Raw genomic sequence first — 24457 nt, 5'->3', positions numbered from 1 at the left:
TAAGCGTGGCCTGAAGGCCGCAGCTAGGCGGCTTGGGCGATCTGCTGCTGATCGTGCTGCCAGTTCCATGGCATGAGCTCATCCCATCGGGACGCGGGCCAGCCTGAGGCGATCTTCTCGATGACGTCGGCGATATAGGCCTGCGGCTCGACCCCGTTGAGCTTCGCCGTCTCGATGACGGAGTAGATGGCGGCGGCGCGTTCGCCGCCGGCCTTCGATCCGGCGAAAAGCCAGTTCTTGCGCCCGATCGCGATGGCGCGGATGGCGCGCTCGGCGATATTGTTGTCGATCTCCGCGATGCCCTCATCGATGTAGCGGGTCAGCGCGTCCCAGCGCTTGCGGCCATAGGCGAGCGCCTTTGCCATCGCCGACTTGGGCGACAGGCAGCGCAGGGCGTCGTCGATCGCGCAGCGAAGCGCGTCGATCTGCGGCCTGGCCTGCTCTTGCCGGTGGCGGCGCCGGACATCGGGCGGCTGACCGCGGACGTCCTCTTCGATCCGGTAAAGCCCGGCGATGCGGTCGAGAAGATCCGTGGTGAGCGGGGTTGGACTTGTCTGGTGACACTCGAAGATCTTGCGCCGGAAATGCGCCCAGCAGGCGACCTCCTGGATGCCATTGCCCTGGTAGAGCTTGTCATATCCGGCATAGCCGTCGGCCTGGAGTAGGCCGGTGAACGACCTGAGCTCGCTCTGCGGATGGATGCCGCTGCGATCGGGGGTGAACCGATACCAGGCGAGCGCCGGGGTGGCGGCGCCCGATGCGCGGTCATCGACAACATAGGCCCAGAGCCGCGCCTGCGCAGTCCGGCCCTTGCCGGGCACGAGCATCGGCACCGGCGTGTCGTCGGTGTGGAGCTTGGCGGCCTTCAGTCCTTCCTCGCGGATGCGGCTGACAATGGGATCTAGCAGATGCGCGGCCTGGCCCGCCCAGCCGGCGAGGGTCGAACGATCGATGTCGATACCCTGCGCCGCCATCATCTCTGCCTGGCGATAGAGGGGCAGATGATGATCGAACTTGTGAACGACGACATGGGCGAGCGTGGCGAAGCTCGCCTTACCGCGCGCGATCGCCTTCACCGGCGTCGGCGCCTGGACGATCCTGTCGCAGGCGCGGCAGCTATACTTGGGCCGCACGGTGCGGATGACACGCCACTGGACCGGCGCGACATCCAACTGCTCGTCGCTGTCGTCCCCCAGCGGACGCAGTGCGCCGCCGCAATCAGGACAGGTGCAACTGCCGGCCTCGGGCTCGATCCGCCGTTCGGCGCGCGGCAAATGATCGGTCAAGGCCCGCACCGGTGAGGGGCGCTCGGTGGGTGCCCGCTCACTCGTTCGGTTGTCGGCGACCTCAGCCTCGCCTTCGAGCTCCTCGAGAGCAAGCTCGAGCTGCTCGATCTGCAGCGCGAGCTTCTCCGACGACTGGCCGAAGGTCATGCGGCGAAGCTGGGCGAGCTGGTGACGGAGGGTATCGATCAGCGTGTCGCGGGCCGCGAGAGCGGCTTCGAGCTCGGCGATCCGGGCGTCCTTGTCGATGCTGGAAGAGGCTGGTTCCGACACCCCGGATGCCTAGCAAAACAGGCTCCACAATGCCAGTAAAACTAACGATAATCCGCCACTTTTTACCCTGCAAGCAAGGGTGCCGCGGTGCGTTCGGGACGCCGCCAGTCGATGCCTTCGAGCAGCATGGAAAGCTGCGCCGCGGTGAGACTTGCCTTGCCGGCCTTGGTAATCGGCCAGACGAACCGGCCGCGGTCCATGCGCTTCGAGAACAGGCACAGACCCTGGCCGTCGTACCAGAGCAGCTTGACCAGATCGCCGCGCTTGCCGCGGAACGCGAACAGCGCCCCCGAGTGCGGACTCTTCTCCAGCACCTGCTGCACCAGCACCGCGAGACCATCGAACCCCTTGCGCATATCGGTGGCGCCGCAGGCCAGATAGATGCGCGTCGTCGGTGGTAAAGGGATCATCGGGCAAGGACGGACATCACCCGGGCCAGCGCATCGGCGTCGACCGCCGCGTCGACGGTGATCCGGACCCCCGACGGCAGCTCGATCCCGATCTGGCCGCTGCCCGCCGTCACCGCGGTCGGCACCGACACCTCGACCTCGGCGAACGATGGCGGCGGCGTCCGCTTCGCCCCCGTCAGATCGCCCGCCAATGCCTGCCGGCGCCACGTATAGAGCATCCCGCTGCCGACCGCGTGCCGCTGGCACGTTGCCGAGACCGAGCCATCCGGGCCGAACGCCTCGCGCAGGATCGACAGCTTCTGATCCACCGACCAGCGGCGGCGACCGCCAACGACCGCGATCCGACTGCTCATACGATCACTCATATGACCGGTCGTAAGAGCACTCGCTCCCGCCGCTCCGATATCCTCGTTCATCACCGCTCCTCGCAAAGAGCGGCTATCAGCACCCCAGAGCAGCTTCCCGCAAGGCGGCCTTCAGGACACGGTTACTGCAAGGATGTCGGCAAGATCGCAGCGACAGATAGGCGCCCTTTCGCAGCGCCCGCTTTAGACCGACGTCGATCAAGCATCCTCTTTGGAGGGGACACAATCGGATTTCCTGACGTCGGCGAAGAGCTCTGACGGGTGAACCTTCAAGTGATGGGCCAGCCGGAAGATAACGTTCGCGGAAATGTTCGCCTCGCCGCGCTCTATCTTTCCGTACCGAGCGCGCTCGATGCTCGCTAGCTGAGCAAAATTCTCTTGGGAGATTCCCTGCGCCTCCCGCAGGGATCTAATCTTTTGTCCAAGTTTTGTGAGAGCGGCTTTGTACACCGATCTCTTCAACGAAATCCTTGCAAACTCGTCCACGTTGTATATGACCACGTCGTATATGACCCATTATGATTGGTGAGATCGGAAAGGCGTTCTCGGTCATGGAGCTGACTGCGCTGGCAGCGGCATGAGGCTGATCGCGAGGCATCGATGAAAGATAGAGGCCAGCTGGCCATACATGACGAATTCGCGGAGCTACGATGGGAAGCTCTCAAGGATTTTGGCCACGACGAGTTTGTAAACCAGTTGCTTGGTTCGGGACGCTTTTGCGCTGGTGAAGAACACGATCGCAAGGAAGCGCTCCTAGAAATCTTGAGTTCGCTGAAAACCCTGTGCGGCTCAGAAAAGGCCGCAACGAGATGGCTTTTTGGGCACTCTTTTTTCAGCGAGGCTGCGGGTTCGCCGCCTTACCTGTCACTGGAAAATCACGAATTTTGGCCGATGCAAGTTATGCTCGATTGGCTCAAAGTTTTCTTACGGATGCAGGAAGACGGGATTGCTACTTTCCCAGAATTATTTCCAGAAGATCGATGAACTTTGTGGGTCAACGTATGCGCGTAATCTGGATTGAGCGTGGCGGGGAATATCAGCTCAAACACTTGGTTTGACGGCATGTGTCGGGTGGCCTCGTGAAGATCCCTCCACGTCAGCGAAGGACAGCGTACTCATCTCTGCGCCGCATCGCTCGACGCTTGGGCTTACCATTCAGGGTCGGACAACAGCAACACGCGCGGCGCGACCAGAACGATGAAGCAGATCAGCAATAATGCTCAAACGCGGAAGCAAAACTTTTATGTTCGTTGGCTCGTTGCTGACCCTTTTTGCGGTCGGCAAGAAATCCCTCAACCGAAAATTCTTCATTCAAGACGTCACCTCTAATTTCGGTGTACCGCTTCTCGGTTCCGCAACGACTGCTCAGCAGTAGCTGATCCTCGAGTCGTAACGTCTCTTGCAGGTGGAAATCGCGTGCGGCATGGAACAAAATTCGAGCCTGAACGACATGGGCCGGCAGGCCTGCGTACGTTTGTTAATATCGCCCGTTTGTGGGACTTGGGCGTACAGGAACAGATGGCGATGCTCGGGATTTCGGAGCATTCGAACTTCGATGACTGGATCGCTCACGCACAGTCGCACATTCCGGTAACGATTCCCATGGAGGTCATCGAGCGGATCGGATACGTCTTATCGATCTACGGTTCGCTCGTAACTCTCTCTTTAGAAGAATGCAGCGGCGACTGGCTGCGCGCACCGAACTCGAGTTCGACGTTCAACGGAAGCAGCGCTTTGGAATTGATGATTAGTGGTGATTTCAACGACCTTCGCAAAGTCGCCAGATATCTTTTGGGTCAGATTTACGGCACTTGAGCGAAACATGAAATCTACTGCTCGTGTCATCTAGGGCAACGAATTCGCGATTCCCTATTGCGGCTTCCCACCTCGTATCAGCGATCGCAACGATGGTTGCGCCAGTATCGATCCCAACGTGCGGCGTAGCCGCCGCGTACCATGGCACAAGATAGGTCACCCGACTTTGGCGACACGCAGAACGCCGCCGTTCGATTACCACCGGCACCGCCAACTGACCGACAGCGCATAGTAGGTCCGGTGACTTTTACATGGCCCGTGCGCAGCTTTCCGTTTGGCGTCCCCAACAGCGATGCAAGATGATCGCGCGCGGCTCTCGGATCAGCAACGGGGCATGGATGGCCGGGACTGCAGCTCCCGTCCATTTCGCGAGCTGCTACTCCCGAAAGACGGACATGCGGCCCTTCGGCACACCAGATAGGGCCGTCCCCATCCCACACGGCTGTCGGGGTGCAGTTGAAGGATTGGCCGGCGGGGACGACGGAGACGCCAAGCATGAGCGCAGAAATCATTGAGCGTCATTAGCTTCGTCGATCGATTTGCGCAGCCCTTCGGGTGTTGTGTACCACAATGCAGCTAGCTTCTCGATCTCGTCCACTGTTGGCTCGGCGTCGTCGTTTAATTCCTCGATCCGTGGGCGCGTGATGCCGGTCTTGCGGGTGATCGCGTCCCATGGCGTGCACATCTGCCCCAGCCATGCGTCCATCCAATGGTCACCATCGGCAATGCCGCTCGCGACGGGGTGATCCGCGTCATAGGGCCGGATTACCTTTGCAACCGGCCGCTCGCCCTTTCGGTAAACCATCGCTTCCTCCATCGTTCCGATTCGATCCCTTGATTAAATGTTCTCATCATGTTCTCATAGTGGGTATGGAACGACTCGATGAAAATCTGATCGCGGAGGCGTTGCTCGCGGCGCCCGGGTGGGCGCGGATCGGGCTAACCGCGCCGGTCGAGCATCTGCGACAGCAGTCGGCACGAGAGCTTGCGATGGCGATAGTTGACTGGGCGGACCGCGGGCCCGACCGCGGACCCGATCAGCTGGCGCTGACGCTGTGACGTGGGCGGCTGGACAAAGGGCGGTGAGCGTCGAGCAACGCACATATTCGAAGCCGCCGCTTGGTATCAGGCGGTCAAGCCAGTGTGCGGATGTGGCCATAGCGCGACATTCGATCCCTACGGTCTGTGGTGGAAGTTCCAGCGCAAGATGTGGGACGACGACCTCGGCAAGGCGCGAGCGCGCTTTTGGTGCGCACGATGTAAAGCGCGGACTGGTAAGCGTGTGCGACCTATCCGTCTCGAACTCGTCAAACCTAGCAAGGATGACATTCGCCTCCCCATGCCGGATGAACGGGAATGGAAGCGCGCGTTGAGCCGCTTCCGCGCGTAGGAGAGTGTCCGATGGACATCGAGAACGACGAGGCCCTGTCGGGCATTGGCAAACAGCGCCGCGTGATGATCTGGGACGGACAGCAGGAGCGAGAGAAAGAGCTTCACTGGGGCCTGCCATCGCGCGATCCCGACGTCTTCCAGATTCCGCTCCTGAAATCAGAAACGGCCATCATCGACCGACCGTGCCTTCTCCTCGCAAACGAGTTTGGATTGGTGAAGCGCGGGAAGACGATCTACGCCGCCAGTCTCATTTCCGATGAGCCGTTCTTCTGTATCGCCGCGGTATGGCGTCCGGGCGGCAAGGATTGGCCGGACAGCTTCGCCGCGCTCACCGTTCCCGCCTATGATGATCTCGAGCCCTACAAGGACCGCCATGTTGCCGTCATCGATCCGGATGACTGGTTCGATTGGCTGATGGGAGCGCGGCCGCCGCTGGACATTCTGCGCCGCTTCCCCAAGGGTAGCTTCCGGATTACACCACCGATCCAGCAGAACTTCGACGACTTGCTGGGGGCAGCCTGAAGGAACTGCCAATATGTGCAACCTCGTCACGCTGAACTGCTCGACCGACGAGGTCGCATCTCACTTCAAAGCCCGTCGACCAAAGCCGACCAACGCCAGCACCGGCGAGGTATGGAAGGGCGGTACAGGCTTCGTCGTTCGCGAAAGCGGCGGGCAGCGCATGATCGAGACAATGACATGGGGCTTTCCCAAACGGCTTAAGACGATGAAGCCAACGAGCAAGCCACTGAAGGTCAATAACGCCCGCGACGATCATCTCCGCAATCCCTATGGCATGTGGCGCGAATGGTTCGTCCAACCGGGCAAGCGCTGCCTGATCCCGATCTCCGCCTTTGCCGAAGCGGTGGGCGAGAGCCCCAACATGACGCGGGCATGGATCAGCGTCGCCGATCAGCCGATCGCCGCGTGCGCCGGCTTCTGGCGCCCCACGGACGAGTGGGGCGACAGCTACACGATGGTAATGGTGGACGCGGTGCCAGAGATGATCGAAATTCACGACCGCATGCCAGTGATCCTACACGCCGCGGAATGGGACCGCTGGCTGCACGCCGAGGCCGATGAGGCGATGGAACTGGTGACGCAATATCCCGCGGACCGGCTCGTCGTCCAGCATACAAACGAGCGCTGGTCGATGGGAAGCTCTAAGCCGAAACCGACCGAAGGGCCGAGGTTGATCTGATGCCCCGCCTGTGGCCCGACCCGCGCGACCGAGTTGCCGCATAACGCATGAAATGGTCGCACCGACCTTACTAACTCGACGCGAATGGTGCCACGAGGACGCTATGTGGAGCGGGCTTTTATTTCGCTTTGGGCTGCGCGCGGGAAGCTGGCTTGCGACCGCCGCCCCGCCCTTTCGTTCCGAGGCCAATGGCTTTTGCGAGAGTGCGGCGCTTTTCGGCGTAGTTCGGTGCCACCATCGGATAATCCTTGGGTAGGTTCCATTTGGCCCGATAGTCTTCCGGTGTCATATTATATGCCGTCATCAGATGCCGACGAAGCATCTTGAGCTTTTTGCCATCCTCGAGACACACGATGTAGTCGGGTTTCACGGAAGCGCGAACAGAAACGGCAGGCGCTTGCTTGATCTCAGGCTCATTAGGCGTGGCAACACCAGCGAGCGCCTCGTACACTGAACGGACGAGCAACGGAATGTCGACGATCGCCACGCTGTTATTGCTGACGTGCGATGCAACAACGTCCGCAGTCAGCGTAATGAGCGTTTCGGAGTCTTTCAAGTGCAGTACCCTTCGAAAGCTAAGCTATCTAAGTCGGCGTAGCAGGCCATTGTGCCACTAACAATCGACAAGAGCGGAATTTGCCTATGCAAGCGTGCTGGCATTCGGGGCAGGCAAGAACGCATCAGCACGAGCAACCCATTGAGGTCCGCCGAGCCACTACAATTGAACAGCGCCGTAATTCGAAGCGTGCTCATTTGGCCGATCTCAGATCGACAATACCCCTTTGGTTCTCAATATTTTAGCGTACAAGTTTATCCCAACGTGGCCGATCTTATGGCCGATAATGGATCCTGGGAAAACACCCGCTCCAAACGATAGTTCAAGACCATTGTACGTGGCTGAAGTGATCCGAGAATTTGCCTTAGTAGTGCACAGAAAAGATCAGGCGTAAACGCCGGCATCGACAGCGTCGATGTACTTGAGCACTTCGCCCGCCCTCCCTTCTCGGACGAGTTGCATGGCCGTCTGGCCTGAGAAGCCCGATATTCGGCCTTTGCCCAATCTTGGACAGGGGTTGGGCTAGGATTGGCCGGCAGTGGACGGGCAGCTTTTAAGACCGACACCAAGAAAGTTGACATTACTGCGAAACGCAGTGACACGTCAGCAGCAGAAGCAACTATACTTAAGCTTATGATTTTGGGAAAAAATTTCCTTCTCTTCAGCAGGTAAAATGATGGCCCCTTCAGTGGCCCGCGTCGACAATTGTTGGAGTGGTTCGAGTGTTGGAGAACTCAACAACGCTCGCAAAATCCCATAGCGCATCAGATGCGGGGCCGCAGTCGGCTCATGCGGTCTCACGCTCCTGAGGGCTCATTCGGCAACCCGATTCTTGCAAGCCAGCAGTGTACCGCCAATTGCACTGCACCGCCCTCGCTAGGCAAGGGCGGGCAGGCAAATGGCGCTAGGGAGCGCTAGTCAGATTGACGCGGCTTCTAGAATCTCGCGTCGACGGTGACGCCGAACGTGCGAGGTTCGCCGATCCGATAGTAATCCATCCCGAACCCCGAGACGTCGCCACCATATCGTTTGTAGAATGTGTTGAAGATGTTCTTCACCCACAGGCCGACGCCGTAGCGCTCCTCACCGAAGCGATAGTTTAGCTGGCTGTTCACGATCCCCACGCCCTTCTGGGCGACGCGGTCAGTGTTGAACAGGTCGAAATATTGCTTCGAATTATAGTTGCCGTTGACACCCCAATCGAGCTTTCCGCCATTCCCCTCAAGGACGGTCAACTCGAAGCCGCCGGAGATGCTGAGTTTCGGTGCGATCGGAAGCTTGTTACCGACGATCGACGCGCCGCTGACGACACCTTCCTGGATCTTGGTATTGAGCAATCCCAGCCCTGCGTTCAGCCGAAGGCTACTGGTCGGGCGAACGATCAGCTCGAGTTCGGCGCCGTACAGACGCGACTTGGGAATGTTGACCAGGGTCTGTGCGAAGTTGGCCGGATCGAAGCTGAGCGCCTGCTGGTTCTTGTAATCATAATAGAACAGCGCGCCGTTCAGAGTCACCGCCCGATCAAGGAATTGGCTCTTGAACCCGACCTCGTAGGAGTTGACGGTTTCCGGCGCCGCAACGTTCAGCTCCACCGGCGAAAAGAGCGCCTGCGAGTTGAAGGCGTTGCCGCGGTAACCCCGGCTGTAGCTTGCATAAATCAGATCGCCATCGGCGAGCTTGAAGTCGACGCCCACCTTCCCCGTGACCGTGCTCTTCGCGAACCGAAGACCCGTGGTCGCGTCAAGGTCGACCGGATCGCCCGGAACGGTATTGGCGATGACAACCCCGTCGGCGCCCTTGAGCTGCGCGATATAGTCCGACAGTTTTCCGGTATCGCGCGTAAAGCGAAGGCCGCCGCGCAGGATGACGCTGTCGCCGATCTTGTAGTTGAAGTCCGAATAGGCAGCGATCGTCTTCTTCACCTGCTTGAAGCTGTTCGAATATGTGCAGGCGATCTGAAACCCCGAATTCGGATCGAGACAGTCGTTGAAATCCACGGCGCCGTCGCCGTTGACATCGACATCGTTGAAATACCGAAACTCATTAGAATTTCGCAGGGTCTCGATGTTATAGTATCCGCCCAGAATGAAATTGAACGGCCCATCGAAATCGCTGCTGATGCGAAGATCCTGGGCAAACTGCCTTCCCTTGGCGGAAAGCGGATCTTCGAGCACCTTGAGCGGGCTACCGTCTCCATCATCGGGCACGAAGAGCTTGCCATAATCATAGGAGGTGATCGACGTGACGGTCAGGCCGTCGGTCATCTGCCAATTGCCGGTCAGCGACGCGCTGTAGGTACGCGCGCGATGCCGCTCGACATAGTTGGATTCGGTTTCGAAGCGCCCGATACCGGTCCTGAAATAACTTGAGCCGACCCCGAACGCCTCATAGACGCCGGCACCGACACCGTCGGGGCCGGGCTCGGTGTACACGCCGTTTTCGAACGGATTGGCGAGGCTGGTCGACAGGCGAAGAATGAACTCCACCTTGTCGCTGGGCTTGAAAAGGAGCGATCCGCGGATGCCATATTGGCGCACGCCGCTGGGATCCGCCTTCCCGGGCAACTGATTCTTGAACCACCCGTCGGCGCGCGAGAAAGTGAAGGCGACGCGCGCGGCGAGCGTGTCGGTCAGGCCGGCCTGTACCGCGCCGTCGACATCGAACCGGTTGAATTTACCGTAGCCGAGCTTCAGATAGCCGTCGGTATCGAAATCCGGCTTTCGGCTGATGAAGTTGATAGCGCCGCCGGTCGTGTTCTTGCCGTACAAAGTTCCCTGCGGCCCGCGAAGGACCTCGACGCGCTCAAGATCGTACAGCCCCAGGCCAAGGAACGGGAAGCTGCCCTTGTAAACTTCGTCATAATAAGTGGCGACCGGCCCCTGCTGGTTGAAGCTGTAGTCGCTCATCGAGATGCCGCGAAGCGAGAATACCGGCGTACTCTCGCCGGCCACCGTCGATGCCTGGAGGTTGGGCACCGCTGAGGCCAGATCGCCAGCTTGCTGGATGCGCTGGTTGGCGAGCGTGTCGCCACCGATCGCGGTTATCGAAACCGGGACATCCTGCAGCCGCTCCGATCGCCGCTGGGCGGTAACGACGATATCGGAACCGTCCTGCTCTGCCGCATCGGCCGGCGTTGCGGGCGGTTCCGGCGCCACATCCTGGGCGAGGGCCTGGTTGGAAAATGCCAGAAGGCTCGCGCCCAGCAGCAGTCGGTATTGCAGTCCCGTCATTACCTCTTCTCCATTCCAGTCCGCGCGTTTGCGCTCCCTTTTTTCAACTCATTCACCGCGGCCGCCCTCATCGTGGCAGCCTGTCGATTGTTTGGAACGATGCGAGGTCGAGCTCTGTGGGAGCCCCCTCCCCGACCGTTGCTGGATTGACCAGCTTATGTGGTCAATGTTATTTTTAGTCAATCGATAAAATTATATGTCGGTTGCGGATTTTGGACAGCTCAAGGACTGGCGAGATATTCTCCGCGAAGATTATTGCGGCTGCCGAGTCGCCATCGCGTGCCAGAAACTCCTGTTTCTGCCCGGATTTAAAACCGGATGCCGGACGCCAGGCGCTGCAGGTTCCAGTCGACTATCGTGCGAGCGTATCGCGCCTCATCTGCCGAGTTTCAGCCCGATCCAGATTGTCCGGGGCACGCCGAGATCGAGCGAGCCGGCCTGATTACGCGTCACGATTCGCGTGCCGGTGATATTTTCGCCGCGCAGCACCACGCCGAGCCGGTTGGCTACTGGCACCTCAGCGTAAAGGTCGAGCGTCGTCGCACGACCGAGCGAATCTGTTTCCAGATCATCCTCATACTGCTTGCCGACATGGCGAAGGGTTCCCGCAAATAGCCAACCATCGCGAGGATGCAGGGTCAGCGTCGCGCTTGCCGACCAGCGAGGCGTCTGCGCAGGCCGCTTGCCGTCAAGCCCCGCCGCAAGGCCACTGCCTCTTGCTTCGGCGTCAGTATAGGCCGCAGATCCGCGCAAGCCCAGAATCCCGCGGGTGAAACCGCCCGACACTTCTATGCCGCGCGCCTCGATCGCATCGATGTTGAAGCGCTGCCGTAAATTGGGTGCAAGAGTGACGTTCGCGATCGCGTGCTTCACCTTGTTGTCGAAGACGGTGACTGACAGGTCTGCGCCATCGGCAGGTCGCAGATCGACGCCCGCCTCATAGCCGACGAGCCGCTCGTTCCCCAGCGCCGCATTGGCGCGGGTCGTGACCGGAAACACGACGAACGGCCGGTAGAGTTCATTGAGGGTCGGGAGCCGAAGTCCGCTGTATGCCGATGCTCGCAACCGCACCCCGTCGCTCGCCTGCCACAACGCGCCGCCGCGGAAGGAGCCTTGCCATCCCGAGCGGTTCCCGAAGCGCTGGTCCGCGACGATCCGGTGGGCTCCATCGCGCTCCGAAAAGAATCCGTCCGTGATTGCATAGCGGTCGGCGCGCGCGCCTGCGGTCAGGGTGAGTTCGCCGAGCTTCCAGTCATCCTCGATGAAAAATCCGAGATCGCTGTTGGTGCCCCCCGCATTGCGACGAGCGGTCACCGCGCCCGAACCTGCATTGAAAGCCGTTTCATATAGCTCGCCTTCGGCGCGCCGATAATCGATCCCAAGGCGCAGCAAGTGCCTGTCTCCGACAGGCGGGCGCAGTTCGAACTTGCCGCCGAGCCCGGTCGACGGCGTGTTGCGTTGGTCCAGTGTTGGCCTGAAGCTGCTCGACGAGATCACGACATTGCTGAAATTGCGGGCCTGAATATAGCCGAGCAGATCGAACTGCCACGCCCCGCGCCCCACGAACCGAATGCTCGCTTCCTGCCCTTCGCTCGTCGAATCGGCGCCCTTGAAGCGAAGGGTCCGGCGGTCGTCGAAAGCCATCGCGCGCGCCTGCAGCTCGATCGTCTCGGACAGGGGGGCAACGAGGCGGATCTGCGTCGACCAGCTGTCATAGGCTGCACGCGCTGTGGCCGGCACGCGCTGGTCGACAGGTGTCGTGTAATAGCCTTCGCCATGATCGCGCCGCGCGGACACAACGGCGGATCCGGAGCCGAGCGGCAAAGCCAGGGTGGCACTGGCCTCGGTTTCGCCGCGGTTGTCGACGAGCAGTCGGCCGCTGGCAGTATCTAGCGAAGCTGCATCGGCGCTCGTAAGCTCGATCGTTCCCGCAAGCGCCCCGGCACCGAACGGCCCCGAACCGCCGCCACGCGTGACCCGAATGCTCGCCAGCCGCTCGGGTGCCAGGGCAGAGAATGGTATATAGCCGAAGAAGGGATCGGCGACTGGCACGCCGTCGAGCAGCATCTGCGCACGGCTGGTGGCGTTGCCGCCAAGCGCGCGCAAGGTGATGCCCTGTGCGGAAGGGTTCGACGCGCGGCTGTCCGAACGCCGGAATTGCTGAAAGCCTGCGACCGAGGCGAGAACATCTTCAATCCTGCCCGATGCCGCGATATCAAGCATATCGCCATCGAGACGTCGCACGTCATAGGCGGGTGCCGCTGGCGGATCGGGGAGGCCCGTGCCCGTAACGACGATCACCGGGACATCCTTTTCCGGCAAGGCCTGGGCAGCAGCAGCACCGCTAAGGCAAAGCGCCAGACCGAACGCCGGTAGCGCAAGCCATCTGCTTTCGGAGCGAAGGCTATCTATCTTCATGGTCGAGCTTCCTAGCAACCGAGGCCTGTGGGCGGATCCTGCCGCGTTTGCGTCCGGCCCTTTCCGACGATCCCGGAAATTAATAATATCACATGTTATCTATAATAGTCGAACGCGATCGCGCAAGCTTTGCGCCGGGTGGGCGAGTGCCTCGATACGGGTCGCCGTCCAGCCCATATTGCCGCAGCGTGATCATGCGGAAGACAATGATTTCAGGCGATAATCCTTATAGTCATCGCGGAGTTGGCGCTTCAGCAGCTTTCCTGTCGCCGTATGCGGCAACTCGTCGACAAACAGGACCTCGTCCGGGAGCCACCATTTGGCGACCTTGTCCCTGAGATAGTCCAGAACGCTTGCCTCGCTTACCTCGGCTCCGGCTTTCTTGACGATCAGCAGGACAGGCCGTTCGTCCCATTTCGGATGATAGACCCCGACGGCCGCAGCTTCCTGGACACCGGGAGCTCCGACCGCAGCGTTTTCAAGTTCGATGGAACTGATCCATTCGCCGCCCGACTTGATGACATCCTTGGCCCGATCGGTGATCTGCATGACGCCATCGGGGTGAAGGATCGCGACATCGCCAGTGTCGAACCAGCCTTCGGAATCGACGGATTCGGTGTCCGCCTTATAGTAGCGCTGCAGGACCCATGGACCGCGAATCTGGAGCCGCCCGCTTGTTACTCCATCGCGCGGAAGGACAAGATCATTATCGTCCACGGTTCGCAGTTCGACACCGAACGGCACACTTCCCTGCCGGCAGACAAGATCGACCTGTTCGTCGAAGTTCAGGTCGTCCCAGTTCCAGGGTCGCTTTCCCATCGTACCCACAGGAGAAGTTTCGGTCATGCCCCAGGCGTGCCCGACCTCGACTCCCGCTTGCATGAAACGCTCTATCATCGCGCGCGGCGCCGCCGAACCGCCGATGACGACAAGCTTCAATTGGCCATAGTCGGCCTTCGTCGCATCCATGTGCGCGAACATCGAGAGCCAGACCGTGGGGACACCGGCACTGTGCGTGACGCCTTCTTCGCGAACCAGTCGGCACAAGATTTCCGCATCGTTCACCGCGGAGAAGACGAGCTTCGCGCCAACCGCAGCCGCCGCATATGGCAGACCCCAGCTGTTGGCGTGGAACATCGGTACGATCGGCAGGACGACGGCGCGGCTCGAAAGGCCGAAGGCATCGGGCTGGATGGTAGACAGCGCATGAAGCACGTTCGACCGATGCTCGTAGAGCACGCCCTTCGGGTTGCCGGTCGTGCCGCTCGTGTAACAAAGGCCCGCCGGATCGCGCTCGCCGAGTTCCGTCCATTCATATGAGCCGTCCTCGTCTGCGATCAGATCGGAATAGGAACGGTAGATAGCCTCCCCCTCCGGAGCATCGAACATTATGAAATGCTCGATCGTCTTTAGCTGAGGACGGATCCGTTCGACGACCGGGAGGAAAACCAAATCGAAGAAAAGGACCCGGTCCTCGGCATGGTTCATGATGTAGACCAGCTGCTCATCGAATAGCCGCGGATTGACGGTGTGGATCACCCCGCCCATCCCGGCGGCGCCGTACCAGCTCACGAGATGATGGCTGTGGTTCATCGCAAGCGTGGCAATGCGGTCGCCCTTCTTCATACCGAGCTTCACCATCGCTGCGGCGAAACGCCGGGCATCGATGCCCACCGTGGCCCAGTTCGTCCGGCTCATGCGGCCATCGGCCCAATGCGACACGATCTCTCTCGAGCCGTGCTCGCGCGCGGCATGATCGATCAGGGCGGTGACCAGCAGCGGCTGGTTCTGCATTCCGTGCATGGATTATGTCCTCTCCTGCGGGCGTCATCCCGCCGATATTTTTCGCGGCCGCCTCTTCGGGCGCGGCTCGCGCAATAGGTTGAAATGGTTCAAGGCAGGGACGTTATCCGCTCGATGAAGTCGGCGAGCGATATGGAGCCGCGCCGCCGCTCCGTGCCGGGCTCATGCGACAGCATCCCGGCATTGACCCATGCGTACATTTCCAGCATCGCCTTCGCCAATTCAGGCGGGGTTTCGTCGGCTTCCAACATCGCCGCATGCTCCTCCGCCGAGATCATTGTCGGAGTGACCGAACGCGCGGCGGACAAGGTCAGCGCCGCGGCGATATCGTCCGCGCTCACATCCTCCGGACCTTCGAGCTCGACGATCCGCTGGCCCGCCCAATCCTCGAGCAACAAGTCGGCGCACGCCCGCCCGATGTCGATGGCGCTTATCATCGCCACTTGCAGCGCGGGCTCGAAAAAGGTCGGAAAGCTGCCGTCCGCGATCGCGGCACGCGCGGTTTCCTCTATATCCTCGAAGAAATAGCCCGCTCGCACAAATGCGGTGGCCGGCGCCGCATCCCTCAACCGGGTTTCGAAGCGATACATGGTCGAGATGGCTCCCGTTCCGGATGCATGCTGCGCGCCCATCGATGTCAATATGACGGCTTTCGGCACCTCCGCCCAATACAGGGCCTCGGCGAGTGTTGCCCCGCTTCTGTCCGCTTTCGAAAACAGGTCGTCTGTCGCGGGGAGCGGGTCGAACAGAAATGTCGCCGAAGCGCCCTGGAGCGCGGCTGCTACGCCGCCGACATCCTCGAGGTTCGCGATGGCGACCTGCGCGCCGGCTTCAAGCCAGCGATCGCCTTGATCTGCACGGCGCAGGACGACGCGAACCGGCTCGCCGCGCTCGAGGAGCACACGCGCGACCTCGCCGCCGACCCTGCCGCTCGCTCCGAATATTACGTACATCGCCTTCCTCCCATCGTCGTGCTTCGCTGATGGGCATCGCCATCAGACGCTCCGCCGGCAAGGCGGCCTGTTCCTTCGCATGAGCCCCGGCAGTCGCCGGGAGGGCCAGGGCAGGGCCGACAGCGAAGGCAAAAATTGCGGCACCCTCGCCTCCCCTGGGAAGGTCGGAACGAGGATGCCGCTAGTCAGACCGAGCTTGCGCTTCGGCCAGCGGGATAGCCGGGAGAGTGGGCCGCCCGCCTGACAATCGATAAGCCCCTATCGATCGCCCAAAAGAATTGCTGAAAACCGTCGCATCCGTTGCGCGCCGTTCAGGGTGCTGCACCGCCGGCTTGGCAACCGCTCGAACACCCCCGGCCCGAGGTTTACCGAAGACCCGCCGGCCTCACGCCTCATTCAACCCGGCATTTATGTAGCCGGTAACCGACCGGTCGATCTCGAGCAGATTGTCGGACTTCATGCCGCGAACCCAACCGTACATCGGCGCGGCCTGGTACCCGATCAGGCGCTGGGCTTTTTCGGGAAGGTTTCGCGCCGCTTCCGGCGGGATGGTGAGGAGCTGGTTTTCTTCCGGTGTAAGCCAGTCGACACCGAGGGCACAGATGAACCCCGTCCTTGGTTGCTCGGTCCGGTTGCTGGCGCCGGCGTGAAGGGTGGTGCCGAGCCACATCGCCACCGAACCCTTGGGCATTACGGCACGTACGACTTCGCCATCTTCGGCCTTGCGGCCCTCCTCCCACAGGTGGCTGCCGGGAACCATCATCGTCGCGCCATTTTCGGGAGTGAAATCGGTGCCCGCCCACATCGCGAACAGGATCAGTTCCGCCTGGCTGGTATCGTAAGGCAGGAACGGCCTGTAGATATCCATTTCCCTGTGCAGGAACTGGTTGTCGCCGCCGGGCACGATCCGCATGCCGGTGCTGACCTGAACCCGATAGTTATGACAATGCGGACCAAGGATGCGGTCGGCGACCGCGAGGAACATCGGATTGAGAAGCAGCGTGTCGGCATAGACGGGATCGATGCCAAGCAACCCGGGCACGGCCTGCACGGTCGGCCTCGTCTCGGGCACGGCGTCCCTCGTACCCGACATTTCGGAACCGAACTCGGGCTCGATCGCACCCATGAGCTTCGCAACCGTATCGCTGTCGAGCACGTCGTTCACGATCACAAGCCCGTACGTGCGCAGCGCCGCCGCGATATCATCGACACCGGTCTCGTCAGGAGGGTTCGAGAATATGAAGGTCATATCAGATCTTTCGTCGCAATCGGTCTGCCATGGTTGCTCCGGCACACCGGATCCGATCCGGAGAGGCGAAGAGTGGGATACCGACAGTTGGAAGCTAAAGCGGAACAACAACGGCTGTCAACTTATATTTTTAGTCGGTCGATAAATATATGACGGATCGCCGGCAGCAGCTAGGTTAAACACGCGTGCTGCCGAAGGGAGACCGGCTTCGATCATGGCCATTATATTATTGATTGACTAGAAATAATTTTCAGGCAAAATCGCCCCCCGTCCGGAACACGGCACAATCACGCGCAGGGGCCGGATAATGCGGTTCACGGGGTGGCGTATTGTCGTGCCTGTGCTCGATGCTTTGCAACCTGTTATTCTAGTGCAAAATTTTGTTCGGTCGATAAAATTGAGTTGGCATGCGTGCCAAGCTGTGGTCCAGCATCGATCCGCAACAATGCAACAGGCTATGCGGCAACACGCCGCCTTGGAGATATTTTCGCCCCATGGAATCGGAGATGATCGAGTTTCCCGAAGAAGTTGGCGAAAAGACGACGCCATGCACCGGCACCGGCGGCCTCGCGCCCACTCCCACAAGCGGGCAAGTCCCGGCCAGGAAAGTCATGAAGATATGAGTGCGGAAGCAGCCAAACGACCAGTAGGACGACCGCGCGCCGATGGCCGCAATCCGGTCAGCAAGGAAGATATTCTGAGAACGGCAAGCCTGCTTTTTGCGCAGCATGGCTATGCAGGGACATCGGTCCGAATGATCGCCGACGATCTCAAGATACACCCCGCATCCATTTTTCATCATTTCCCGGCAAAGGAAATGATCGTCCAAGACCTTATCGAAACCGTGATCACCGGGACGTTCGACGTGTATCGCGAGATCCTGTCTATCGGACTTAGTCCCTCAGCCGCACTTTATGAAACCATATGGCTCGATTCCTACCTGACCCGCACCAATGCACAGGAACTGGCATGCGTGTTCTATATCCCCGAACTGCGAAGCGGGGCGATCAAGACCGAGCGGAATTTGGAAGAGATGATATTGGATCATTATTCGTCGCTGATCGCCGCCGGCATGGAGTCAGGTGAATTTATCAGCGTCCATAGCCGCACGGTTGCCGACGCCATTTATTCGACCTGTGCCTCTATGGTGGTTCATTCGCCTGAAGCACAGGCGCCCACTGAAATCCAGGCGACCGATATCGCCACCGTTTTCCTCCGCGGCCTTCTCGACGATCCGGCGCGTTTGCCGGAGATTCAGCGCGAAGCATCGCGCTTCAACCTCTCTCCCGCCAAGATCAAAATCCTCGGATAAGTAGGAGACCGCATGCTTCGGTAGCATTTAAGCGAACGGAAGCCACTTCAGACCCCCGAACGTGGCGCGCCATCAACTGCGCTACGCGAAGCCACCCTGCCTTGCGACCGCCTCTACGCTCGCACAAATGCCGTTCACGATCGTTGGAACATCGTCATCGGTCATCGGGGTCGACAGCGAGAAAATGGAGCGACCGTTTCCGAGAATGCCGTGATTGACCAGTTCATGCTCGAGCCTGTCGTAAAGACCGGGCACTTTCGCTTTGTGCTCGGCGAGTGCCCTGTAGGTATCGGGCGCTTCTTCGGTCAGATACACCGCAAAGAATGATGCCGACTGTCGGACGGAGGCGCGAACGCCAAGATTTCCGAGCGTAGCGAGACCGGCGCGGAGCTGATCGCATACCGTCTGGCAGAGCATGTTCAAACGCTCCACCTCTTCGGCAGTAAAGAGCGTCATGGCGGTCAGGCCCGCGGCCATGGTCACCGGGTTGGCGCTGAAGGTTCCGCCATGCGACAGTCGGGGGGCGTTGCCCTCTTCCTCAAGGACAGCCATTGCTGCGGCGGTACCGCCGACTGCTCCAACGGGAAGGCCCCCGCCGATGACCTTGCCCAATGCCGTGAGATCGGGTTTCACCGCCGTCAATTCCTGTGCACCGCGATAACTGCAGCGAAAGCTGAAGACTTCGTCGAAGATCAACACGCTGCCGGTGCGATCGCAATAGTCGCGCAACATCTTGAGGAATTCGTCGCTGCAGGGGACCAGACCCGACGAATGGGAAACAGGATCCACCAATATCCCTGCGAGACCGCCCTTCTGTGTCTCGGCTTCCAATATGGCCCGTGATGCTTCGACATCGTTGAACGGCAAGACGACGACATCCTCGGCCATCGACTGAGGGGCGCCGGGCGCATAGAGGCTCGAAGTCGGATGGTCGCCCCGCCCCCAGTTACCGGGTCCGGCGCTGAGGCTTACTTCGGCATAATCATATGACCCGTGATAAAAGCCCTCGATCTTTGCGATACGCGACCGACCGGTCAGCGCCCGCGCCACCTTGATCGCGGTCATGACCGCTTCCGATCCCGAATTTCCGAACCGGATCTTCTCGACCGAGGGAATCCGGTCCACCAGATATTCAGCGAACATAACGTCGGCTTCGGTGGGCATTGCGAAGGCCGTCCCGCGCGCGACCTGATCGATCACCGCCTCGCCGATTTTCGGATGCGCATGGCCATGGATCAGGGACCAGTAATTGTTGGTCATATCGATCCGCGTCACTCCGTCGACGTCGGTGATATAGGCACCCTGCCCGGACTGCGCGTATATCGTGAAGGGTTTGCGGGCGAGCGTCGATCGAGTCAGCCCTGCCGGCATGACCCTGGCCGCACGGCGCCAGAGCTTTTCCGATTGAACCGAAGATTCAGGAAACGCCATTCGAGTCCTCCAGAATGATATGAGGTTGCGTTCAGGACGCGCCGGGTGGCACGCGGCCAAGCCAGGGCCGCGCGCGTTCGAGCTGGCCAGCCAGCCCGAAAAGTGCTGCCTCGTCGCCGAAGCGGGCGCCGAACTGCACCCCGATCGGAATACCGGCATCGTTCCAGTAGAGCGGAACGGACATCGCCGGACTGCCGGCGGCGTTGTAGATCTGCGTGAAGCCGACCGTTTCGGCGAGATGAGCAAAATGCTCGCTCATCTCGGGATGGCTGAGGCTCAGATCGCCTATCTTCTTGGGCGGCTGCGGCATTGTCGGCGACAGCAATATGTCGAAATCCTCAAAGGAGGTTGCGAACCGTCGGCCAAGCAGATGCATGTCTTCGAGCGCGAGAAGATAGTCGAGCGCCGAGAAGGAACTGGCCATGTCGAAATATTCGCGCGTAGCCCGTTCGATTTCGTCGTCCCTCGCCTCCCTGCCGAGCTCGGCCTCCCGACCACGCACATTGGCAATGACCAGCGTGCCGAACAGCGTAGCGATCACCCGCTGAAGCTTCTGGTGGTCAACGCTGACATCGACATATTCGACATCGTGACCGAGCGATGCGCAAAGCGCTGCGGCATCTTCCGTCGCGCTCAGGCAATCGACATGCACATTCGCTCCATTGAAGGCCACGCGCTGCACACCGATCCTGAGCCGGCGCGGATCCTTCGACGCTGCCTCCTCATAGCTGCCCCCCGACCGCGGCGCGGTGTAGGGTGCCCCCGTTTCCGGAGCACAGGTCAAGTCGAGCGCGCGCGCGCTGTCCCGGACCGACCGCGAGACGACATGGTGCGAGCCGAGGCCGTTGGCGATCTCGCCATGGGCCGGACCCGCCGGCACACGCCCGCGCGTCGTCTTCAGGCCGAACAAGCCGCAGCAGGATGCGGGAATACGGATCGATCCCCCGCCATCGCCGGCGCTCGCCAGCGGCACGGCGCCCGCCGCAACAGCGGCGGCGCTGCCGCCCGAGGAGCCGCCGGGCGTGAGGCTGCTATCCCAGGGATTGAGCGTTGGTCCGAAAAGCTGCGATTCCGTCGTGGTTGTCAGCCCGAATTCGGGGCTGGTCGTCCGAGCGACGAAGATGAGGCCCGCCTGGCGATACCGCGATGCCAGCTCGCTATCATGATCGGACACATAGCCGCGATAGAGGCGAGACCCGTTGGTGAGCCGCCCGCCCTTGCAATGAAGCGACAGGTCCTTGAGCGCGAACGGGACGCCGGCGAAACCCCCGTCGATATCCGCTTTGGCGGCGCTTTTGCGTGCCTGCTCGAACATCGGGTTCGCGAGGAAGTTGAGCTTTGCATTTTCGCTGGTCGTCCGGGCGATCGCGGCTTCGACCAACTCAATCGGCTGCACTTCTTTCTTCTGCACCAGCTCTGCGAGCCCGACGCCGTCGTAGCTCGCATATTCGGCGAAAGCACTCATCGCACGGCCTCCGTGGCCTCGCGATCCGGCGTCTCGCTGTCCCAGTCCTTGATCTTGGGCATGACCTCATCGCAGAAGAGCTTCACGCTGTCCTTGACGAGATCGAAGGGCATGTTCGAATAGTTGAACGCCACGCTGATATCGAACCCGCCGATATATTCGCGGCGCTGCTGGAGGCATTCGACGATGCGGTCCGGCGTACCCCACAGATTGTTCGCCATATAGCTTTCGATCAGGGCCTCTTCATCCGATTCCGCGATCAGCTTCTTGGCGGCGGCATAGGATTCGTAGGACTTGCCCGTCTTTTCGAAATGCGAGCCCAGCAGCTCATAGTGGGTCATCACCGACCGCCAGTATGCACCCATATATTTGCGGGCCATGTCCTCGGCGGTCTTGAGGTCCTTGTGGACGATCACGAAGTCGGCCGAGACGAGCGGCGGGGCCTTCTCCCCATGGGCCTCGCGATAGGCGACGCGATACTGGTCGATCTCCGCCGCCGCGCTTTCCCACGGTGCGTTCGAGAATTTCATGCATCCGAGCCCGAGGCGGGCCGCGGTCTTCACCGAGTCCGGCGACATACCGACCATATAGCGCCGGCCCTTGAAGCTCTTGAGGGGCCGAGGCCGGATTTCGACGCGCGGTTGCGGATAATATTGGGAATCGCTCTCGGCAAAGCCGGTTTCGAGCGATCCGACGATGAACTCGGCAGCCTGGTCGAAGCGGTCGCGCGATTCCGACATGTTGATGCGGAAGGCGTCGAATTCGCACCGGGCGAGGCCGCGGCCCATGCCGAGGATGACGCGGCCTTCGGACAGATGGTCGAGGAGAATGACTTTTTCGACCACCCGGAGCGGGTCGTTCCACGGAAGGATGATCGCGGCCGGGAACAGCTCGATGCGGCTCGTCTTCGCAGCAATATGGCTGAGCACCGCGATGTTGTCGGGGCAGAGGGCATAGTCGGTGAAATGATGCTCGACCGGCAGCAGCCGGTCGAAGCCCATCGGCTCCGCCTCGAGCGCCAGCGCGAGTTCATTCTTGTACAGGTCGCGATCGTTCATCCCGTCATGGCCGGCGAACAGCAGCTGCATCCCGATCTTCATTGATTTTCTCCTTTTACATCCCCGCCGCCGTCAGCCGCGGCTGCAATATTCCTGAGGTTCAGACGCGATGGATCCGCTTCAGATAGAGGGCGACCTCGTCGACAGCCTCCTTGGCTTCGGGAAGAGCGTCCCCGACCAGATGCCAGACATGAACGAGATCGTCGTAGGTGCTGAAACTGAGCCGGACGTCGGCATCGAGCGCCTTGCGAGCGAAGCGGACCGCATCCGAATAAAGGATGTCCCGCGTTCCGGCCTGAATGAGCAGCGGCGGGAAGCCGTCGAGATCGGCGAACAGGGCATTGGCTCGCGGATCGACCGCGCTCGCTTCGCCGAGATACAGGCCCGCAATGCCCTGCAGCATCTCGCGCGACATATGCGGATCGTCGACGCGTCCCGGGGTCGAGGACGCACCGACAACCTCAAGGTCGATCCAGGGACAGAGGGCCACGCCCGACGCGGGCATAGCAATGCCGAGCGCCCGAAGCTGGCCGAGTACGCTCAGTACGATGCCGCCGCCGCATGAATCGCCGATCATCGAGATCGTCCCGGGCAAACGCCCCTCGGCGAGCAGCGCCTTGTAGACGGCAATGACATCGTCGATCGGCGCCGGGAAACTCGCTTCGGGTGCAAGCCGATAGTTCACCGACACCACCTCGCAATTCGCGACACTGGCGAGACGCGAGGCAAGGTTACGGTGCGTGGCCGCCGAACCGAGGACGAAGCCGCCGCCATGAACGAGGAGGAGCGTGAAGGCGCTTTCGCCGCCCGCCGCTCGAACGCGCTCGACGGGCACACCGCCAAGTTCGGTTGGGGCGACGTCGATGCCGGCGACCGCCGGAATGCTCGCCATGAAAGCTTCAAATCCGGCGCGGCGCTCTTCGATCGTCGGAGGAGGCGCATCCTTCGCGGATTCCTGCGCGGCCTTGGCTTGCGCTACATAGTCTTGGTGGGCGGCGCTCGGCATCCCCATTCTCCCTGTCAGAGGCCGACGGCCTTCAGTTTGCCCCGCCGCCCGGAATTTTCCGACATGCGGCGCACATACCATTGGTGGAATTGCCACACGGGCTTTTCGAGATGCGAGTAGCGGCAGGGCTTCCAGCCCTGGCTGAGCATGCCGCGCCCGGCGTGCATGCACGCCTGCTCATCCTCGCTCTGGATGAGGTCTGCGAACTCTTCCTGCCCGCGCAAATATTCCTCGAACCCGTCCCAGTCCTTCAGCGATTTGGGAACGTGCAACCGCCAGACGAAATCGAGCTGATCATGCTTGTTGGGAATAAGATTATAGGAAGTTATACCCTCCGGCGCCGCCGATAAGCCGAGCGTCGGCGTGATCATCCAGAACCGCATCTCCTTGTCGGTCCAGCCGGGAAGGTCAGGCATCGCCGGCGGCGGATCGGCATCGCCATAGAATGAAACTTCGGTGTTGAAGGGGATGATCAGGTCCGTCACCGCACCGGTTTCATAGTCTGTGCTCGTCGTCGTGTGCGACGGAATGACGGGATGAGCGGAATCGCGGTGAATGGCGAGCGTGTGGTAATTCTCGATCCCGTTCTCCCACATCGTCTTCCAGTTCCAGTCGCCCTGGTAGCGATGCTCGTAGACGACTTCGAGATCAGCGATCGTCCAGGGCTTCACCTCCTCCGCAAGTCCCGCGAGGTCGGGCGCCAAGGGAGCGGCCGTGCCGTCGAAATTGATGAAGACGAACCCCTGCCAGAGCTCGACCCTGATCTCGGTCAGCCGGATATTCTTCCTGTCGAAGCCGGCGGTCTTCTGCATCTCGGGCGCGCCGATCAGCTTGCCGTCGGTGTCGTAGGTCCATGCGTGATAGGGGCATTCGAACGTCTTCGCATGACCGGTCCCCTGCACGAGACACATGGCCCGGTGCATGCAGACATTGTAATAGCAGCGGACATCGCCACCCTCGTCACGAACGACCATCAAGGGCTCGTCGAGAACGCGCACCGCAAAATAGTCGCCGGGATCGGGGATCTGTGCCGCCGTCCCGATAGCCATCCAGCCCGGCCGGAAAATCTGGCGCTTCTCTTCTTCCCAAACTTCCGGATCCTTATAGATCCGGCCAGGAAGCCACCATGCTTCCTCAAGCGGTTTGAGGACGCCTTCAATCTCTTCCGCGCTCAGCAATCCCGACATCGTCCCTGCATCCTTCTTATCGTGGTCATGGGACTCGACGCGCATCCCGC

Annotated in this window: 24 protein-coding genes; 7 read left to right on the top strand and 17 right to left on the bottom strand. The window is 60.8% G+C overall.

The genetic code is table 11. The features are described from left to right. Window positions 1-23: 23 nt before the first annotated feature. From tnpC to VGU00_RS11155, 4 genes are all read right to left on the bottom strand, one after another. Window positions 24-1556 (bottom strand): IS66 family transposase, encoded by a 1533-nt coding sequence (tnpC, locus tag VGU00_RS11170; RefSeq protein ID WP_327468475.1) that lies wholly within the window; start codon window positions 1554-1556, stop codon window positions 24-26. 62 nt (window positions 1557-1618) lie between these two features. Beyond that, on the bottom strand, window positions 1619-1966 hold the full coding sequence (gene tnpB / locus VGU00_RS11165; protein ID WP_058807932.1) for an IS66 family insertion sequence element accessory protein TnpB: 348 nt from the start codon (window positions 1964-1966) through the stop codon (window positions 1619-1621). Further along, entirely contained in the window at window positions 1963-2319 is a 357-nt protein-coding gene (tnpA, locus tag VGU00_RS11160; protein WP_058807931.1) for an IS66-like element accessory protein TnpA, read from the bottom strand. Before tnpA ends, tnpB begins: the two co-directional genes overlap by 4 nt. A gap of 210 nt (window positions 2320-2529) precedes the next feature. Then, complete coding sequence (locus VGU00_RS11155) at window positions 2530-2832, bottom strand: helix-turn-helix transcriptional regulator (protein ID WP_327468469.1); 303 nt, start codon at window positions 2830-2832, stop codon at window positions 2530-2532. Between the two features lie 99 nt (window positions 2833-2931). Here VGU00_RS11155 and VGU00_RS11150 point away from each other — a divergent pair, with 99 nt between their 5' ends. Together VGU00_RS11150 and VGU00_RS11145 are read left to right on the top strand one after the other, a co-directional pair. Further along, window positions 2932-3315, top strand: a complete 384-nt coding sequence (locus tag VGU00_RS11150; protein WP_327468467.1) for a hypothetical protein — start codon at window positions 2932-2934, stop codon at window positions 3313-3315. A gap of 534 nt (window positions 3316-3849) precedes the next feature. Beyond that, the gene (locus tag VGU00_RS11145; RefSeq protein WP_327468465.1) at window positions 3850-4146 is read left to right on the top strand and encodes a hypothetical protein; all 297 of its coding nucleotides are present in this window, start codon (window positions 3850-3852) and stop codon (window positions 4144-4146) included. A 77-nt stretch (window positions 4147-4223) separates the two neighbouring features. Here VGU00_RS11145 and VGU00_RS11140 read toward each other — a convergent pair whose 3' ends face one another. Both VGU00_RS11140 and VGU00_RS11135 read right to left on the bottom strand, forming a co-directional pair. Next, complete coding sequence (locus VGU00_RS11140) at window positions 4224-4658, bottom strand: hypothetical protein (RefSeq protein WP_327468463.1); 435 nt, start codon at window positions 4656-4658, stop codon at window positions 4224-4226. Beyond that, window positions 4655-4963, bottom strand: a complete 309-nt coding sequence (locus VGU00_RS11135) for a hypothetical protein (protein WP_327468461.1) — start codon at window positions 4961-4963, stop codon at window positions 4655-4657. Before VGU00_RS11135 ends, VGU00_RS11140 begins: the two co-directional genes overlap by 4 nt. A 53-nt stretch (window positions 4964-5016) precedes the next feature. Between VGU00_RS11135 and VGU00_RS11130 the strand changes: the two genes are divergently transcribed. The 3 genes from VGU00_RS11130 (at window position 5017) to VGU00_RS11120 (ending at window position 6739) form a co-directional block, all read left to right on the top strand. Next, window positions 5017-5205, top strand: a complete 189-nt coding sequence (locus tag VGU00_RS11130) for a DUF6771 family protein (RefSeq protein WP_327468459.1) — start codon at window positions 5017-5019, stop codon at window positions 5203-5205. A gap of 342 nt (window positions 5206-5547) precedes the next feature. Beyond that, entirely contained in the window at window positions 5548-6060 is a 513-nt protein-coding gene (locus VGU00_RS11125) for a hypothetical protein (protein ID WP_327468457.1), read from the top strand. A gap of 13 nt (window positions 6061-6073) precedes the next feature. Next, window positions 6074-6739: an SOS response-associated peptidase gene (locus tag VGU00_RS11120; RefSeq protein ID WP_327468455.1), complete on the top strand. Its 666-nt coding sequence runs from the start codon at window positions 6074-6076 to the stop codon at window positions 6737-6739. A 118-nt stretch (window positions 6740-6857) separates the two neighbouring features. On the opposite strand, the gene VGU00_RS11115 is transcribed toward VGU00_RS11120, so the two are convergent. The 6 genes from VGU00_RS11115 to VGU00_RS11090 all read right to left on the bottom strand — a co-directional run bounded on the left by VGU00_RS11115 (window position 6858) and on the right by VGU00_RS11090 (window position 17059). After that, window positions 6858-7295, bottom strand: coding sequence for a MucR family transcriptional regulator (locus tag VGU00_RS11115; RefSeq protein WP_327468453.1), 438 nt, complete (start codon window positions 7293-7295; stop codon window positions 6858-6860). A gap of 935 nt (window positions 7296-8230) precedes the next feature. Continuing rightward, complete coding sequence (locus VGU00_RS11110; protein WP_327468452.1) at window positions 8231-10525, bottom strand: TonB-dependent receptor; 2295 nt, start codon at window positions 10523-10525, stop codon at window positions 8231-8233. Window positions 10526-10900: 375 nt separating this feature from the next. Continuing rightward, complete coding sequence (locus tag VGU00_RS11105) at window positions 10901-12943, bottom strand: TonB-dependent receptor (protein ID WP_414713546.1); 2043 nt, start codon at window positions 12941-12943, stop codon at window positions 10901-10903. A gap of 192 nt (window positions 12944-13135) precedes the next feature. Further along, complete coding sequence (locus tag VGU00_RS11100) at window positions 13136-14737, bottom strand: long-chain fatty acid--CoA ligase (protein ID WP_327469804.1); 1602 nt, start codon at window positions 14735-14737, stop codon at window positions 13136-13138. 98 nt (window positions 14738-14835) lie between these two features. Next, window positions 14836-15699 (bottom strand): NAD(P)H-binding protein, encoded by an 864-nt coding sequence (locus VGU00_RS11095; protein WP_327468448.1) that lies wholly within the window; start codon window positions 15697-15699, stop codon window positions 14836-14838. 385 nt (window positions 15700-16084) lie between these two features. Then, the gene (locus VGU00_RS11090; protein ID WP_327468446.1) at window positions 16085-17059 is read right to left on the bottom strand and encodes a phytanoyl-CoA dioxygenase family protein; all 975 of its coding nucleotides are present in this window, start codon (window positions 17057-17059) and stop codon (window positions 16085-16087) included. A gap of 296 nt (window positions 17060-17355) precedes the next feature. Here VGU00_RS11090 and VGU00_RS11085 point away from each other — a divergent pair, with 296 nt between their 5' ends. Both VGU00_RS11085 and VGU00_RS11080 read left to right on the top strand, forming a co-directional pair. After that, window positions 17356-17571, top strand: coding sequence for a hypothetical protein (locus tag VGU00_RS11085; protein ID WP_327468444.1), 216 nt, complete (start codon window positions 17356-17358; stop codon window positions 17569-17571). Continuing rightward, window positions 17568-18260 (top strand): TetR/AcrR family transcriptional regulator, encoded by a 693-nt coding sequence (locus VGU00_RS11080; protein WP_327468442.1) that lies wholly within the window; start codon window positions 17568-17570, stop codon window positions 18258-18260. Before VGU00_RS11085 ends, VGU00_RS11080 begins: the two co-directional genes overlap by 4 nt. A gap of 81 nt (window positions 18261-18341) precedes the next feature. Here the strand turns inward: VGU00_RS11080 and VGU00_RS11075 are convergent, their stop codons facing one another. Genes VGU00_RS11075 through VGU00_RS11055 form a run of 5 tightly spaced genes read right to left on the bottom strand, consistent with a single transcriptional unit; the run spans window position 18342 to window position 24407 of the window. Further along, window positions 18342-19691, bottom strand: a complete 1350-nt coding sequence (locus VGU00_RS11075) for an aspartate aminotransferase family protein (protein ID WP_327468440.1) — start codon at window positions 19689-19691, stop codon at window positions 18342-18344. A gap of 31 nt (window positions 19692-19722) precedes the next feature. Next, on the bottom strand, window positions 19723-21156 hold the full coding sequence (locus VGU00_RS11070) for an amidase (protein WP_327468438.1): 1434 nt from the start codon (window positions 21154-21156) through the stop codon (window positions 19723-19725). Beyond that, window positions 21153-22256 carry an LLM class flavin-dependent oxidoreductase gene (locus VGU00_RS11065; protein WP_327468436.1) on the bottom strand — a complete coding sequence of 368 codons (1104 nt, stop codon included), beginning with the start codon at window positions 22254-22256 and terminating at the stop codon, window positions 21153-21155. The genes VGU00_RS11070 and VGU00_RS11065 overlap by 4 nt, the downstream gene beginning before the upstream one ends. Before the next feature lie 58 nt (window positions 22257-22314). After that, a complete protein-coding gene (locus VGU00_RS11060) occupies window positions 22315-23220 on the bottom strand; it encodes an alpha/beta hydrolase (protein WP_327468434.1) in 906 nt (301 codons plus the stop codon). A gap of 14 nt (window positions 23221-23234) precedes the next feature. Next, entirely contained in the window at window positions 23235-24407 is a 1173-nt protein-coding gene (locus tag VGU00_RS11055; protein WP_327468432.1) for an aromatic ring-hydroxylating dioxygenase subunit alpha, read from the bottom strand. Window positions 24408-24457: the final 50 nt, after the last annotated feature.

Origin of the sequence: Sphingopyxis sp., assembly GCF_035944815.1 — a bacterium.
Lineage (GTDB): Bacteria > Pseudomonadota > Alphaproteobacteria > Sphingomonadales > Sphingomonadaceae > Sphingopyxis.
The sequence above is the reverse complement of the archived record's forward strand: the minus strand, read 5'-3'. Positions and strand labels throughout refer to the sequence as shown.

Excerpts from the sequence above, each read along its gene's own strand:
- tnpB (WP_058807932.1), bottom strand. The coding sequence starts at position 1,966 with ATGATCCCTTTACCACCGACGACGCGCATCTATCTGGCCTGCGGCGCC.
- tnpA (WP_058807931.1), bottom strand. The coding sequence starts at position 2,319 with ATGAGCAGTCGGATCGCGGTCGTTGGCGGTCGCCGCCGCTGGTCGGTG.
- VGU00_RS11150 (WP_327468467.1), top strand. The coding sequence starts at position 2,932 with ATGAAAGATAGAGGCCAGCTGGCCATACATGACGAATTCGCGGAGCTA.
- VGU00_RS11145 (WP_327468465.1), top strand. The coding sequence starts at position 3,850 with ATGGCGATGCTCGGGATTTCGGAGCATTCGAACTTCGATGACTGGATC.
- VGU00_RS11140 (WP_327468463.1), bottom strand. The coding sequence starts at position 4,658 with ATGATTTCTGCGCTCATGCTTGGCGTCTCCGTCGTCCCCGCCGGCCAA.
- VGU00_RS11135 (WP_327468461.1), bottom strand. The coding sequence starts at position 4,963 with ATGGAGGAAGCGATGGTTTACCGAAAGGGCGAGCGGCCGGTTGCAAAG.
- VGU00_RS11130 (WP_327468459.1), top strand. The coding sequence starts at position 5,017 with ATGGAACGACTCGATGAAAATCTGATCGCGGAGGCGTTGCTCGCGGCG.
- VGU00_RS11125 (WP_327468457.1), top strand. The coding sequence starts at position 5,548 with ATGGACATCGAGAACGACGAGGCCCTGTCGGGCATTGGCAAACAGCGC.
- VGU00_RS11120 (WP_327468455.1), top strand. The coding sequence starts at position 6,074 with ATGTGCAACCTCGTCACGCTGAACTGCTCGACCGACGAGGTCGCATCT.
- VGU00_RS11110 (WP_327468452.1), bottom strand. The coding sequence starts at position 10,525 with ATGACGGGACTGCAATACCGACTGCTGCTGGGCGCGAGCCTTCTGGCA.
- VGU00_RS11105 (WP_414713546.1), bottom strand. The coding sequence starts at position 12,943 with ATGAAGATAGATAGCCTTCGCTCCGAAAGCAGATGGCTTGCGCTACCG.
- VGU00_RS11100 (WP_327469804.1), bottom strand. The coding sequence starts at position 14,737 with ATGCAGAACCAGCCGCTGCTGGTCACCGCCCTGATCGATCATGCCGCG.
- VGU00_RS11095 (WP_327468448.1), bottom strand. The coding sequence starts at position 15,699 with ATGTACGTAATATTCGGAGCGAGCGGCAGGGTCGGCGGCGAGGTCGCG.
- VGU00_RS11085 (WP_327468444.1), top strand. The coding sequence starts at position 17,356 with ATGCGTGCCAAGCTGTGGTCCAGCATCGATCCGCAACAATGCAACAGG.
- VGU00_RS11080 (WP_327468442.1), top strand. The coding sequence starts at position 17,568 with ATGAGTGCGGAAGCAGCCAAACGACCAGTAGGACGACCGCGCGCCGAT.
- VGU00_RS11075 (WP_327468440.1), bottom strand. The coding sequence starts at position 19,691 with ATGGCGTTTCCTGAATCTTCGGTTCAATCGGAAAAGCTCTGGCGCCGT.
- VGU00_RS11070 (WP_327468438.1), bottom strand. The coding sequence starts at position 21,156 with ATGAGTGCTTTCGCCGAATATGCGAGCTACGACGGCGTCGGGCTCGCA.
- VGU00_RS11065 (WP_327468436.1), bottom strand. The coding sequence starts at position 22,256 with ATGAAGATCGGGATGCAGCTGCTGTTCGCCGGCCATGACGGGATGAAC.
- VGU00_RS11060 (WP_327468434.1), bottom strand. The coding sequence starts at position 23,220 with ATGCCGAGCGCCGCCCACCAAGACTATGTAGCGCAAGCCAAGGCCGCG.
- VGU00_RS11055 (WP_327468432.1), bottom strand. The coding sequence starts at position 24,407 with ATGTCGGGATTGCTGAGCGCGGAAGAGATTGAAGGCGTCCTCAAACCG.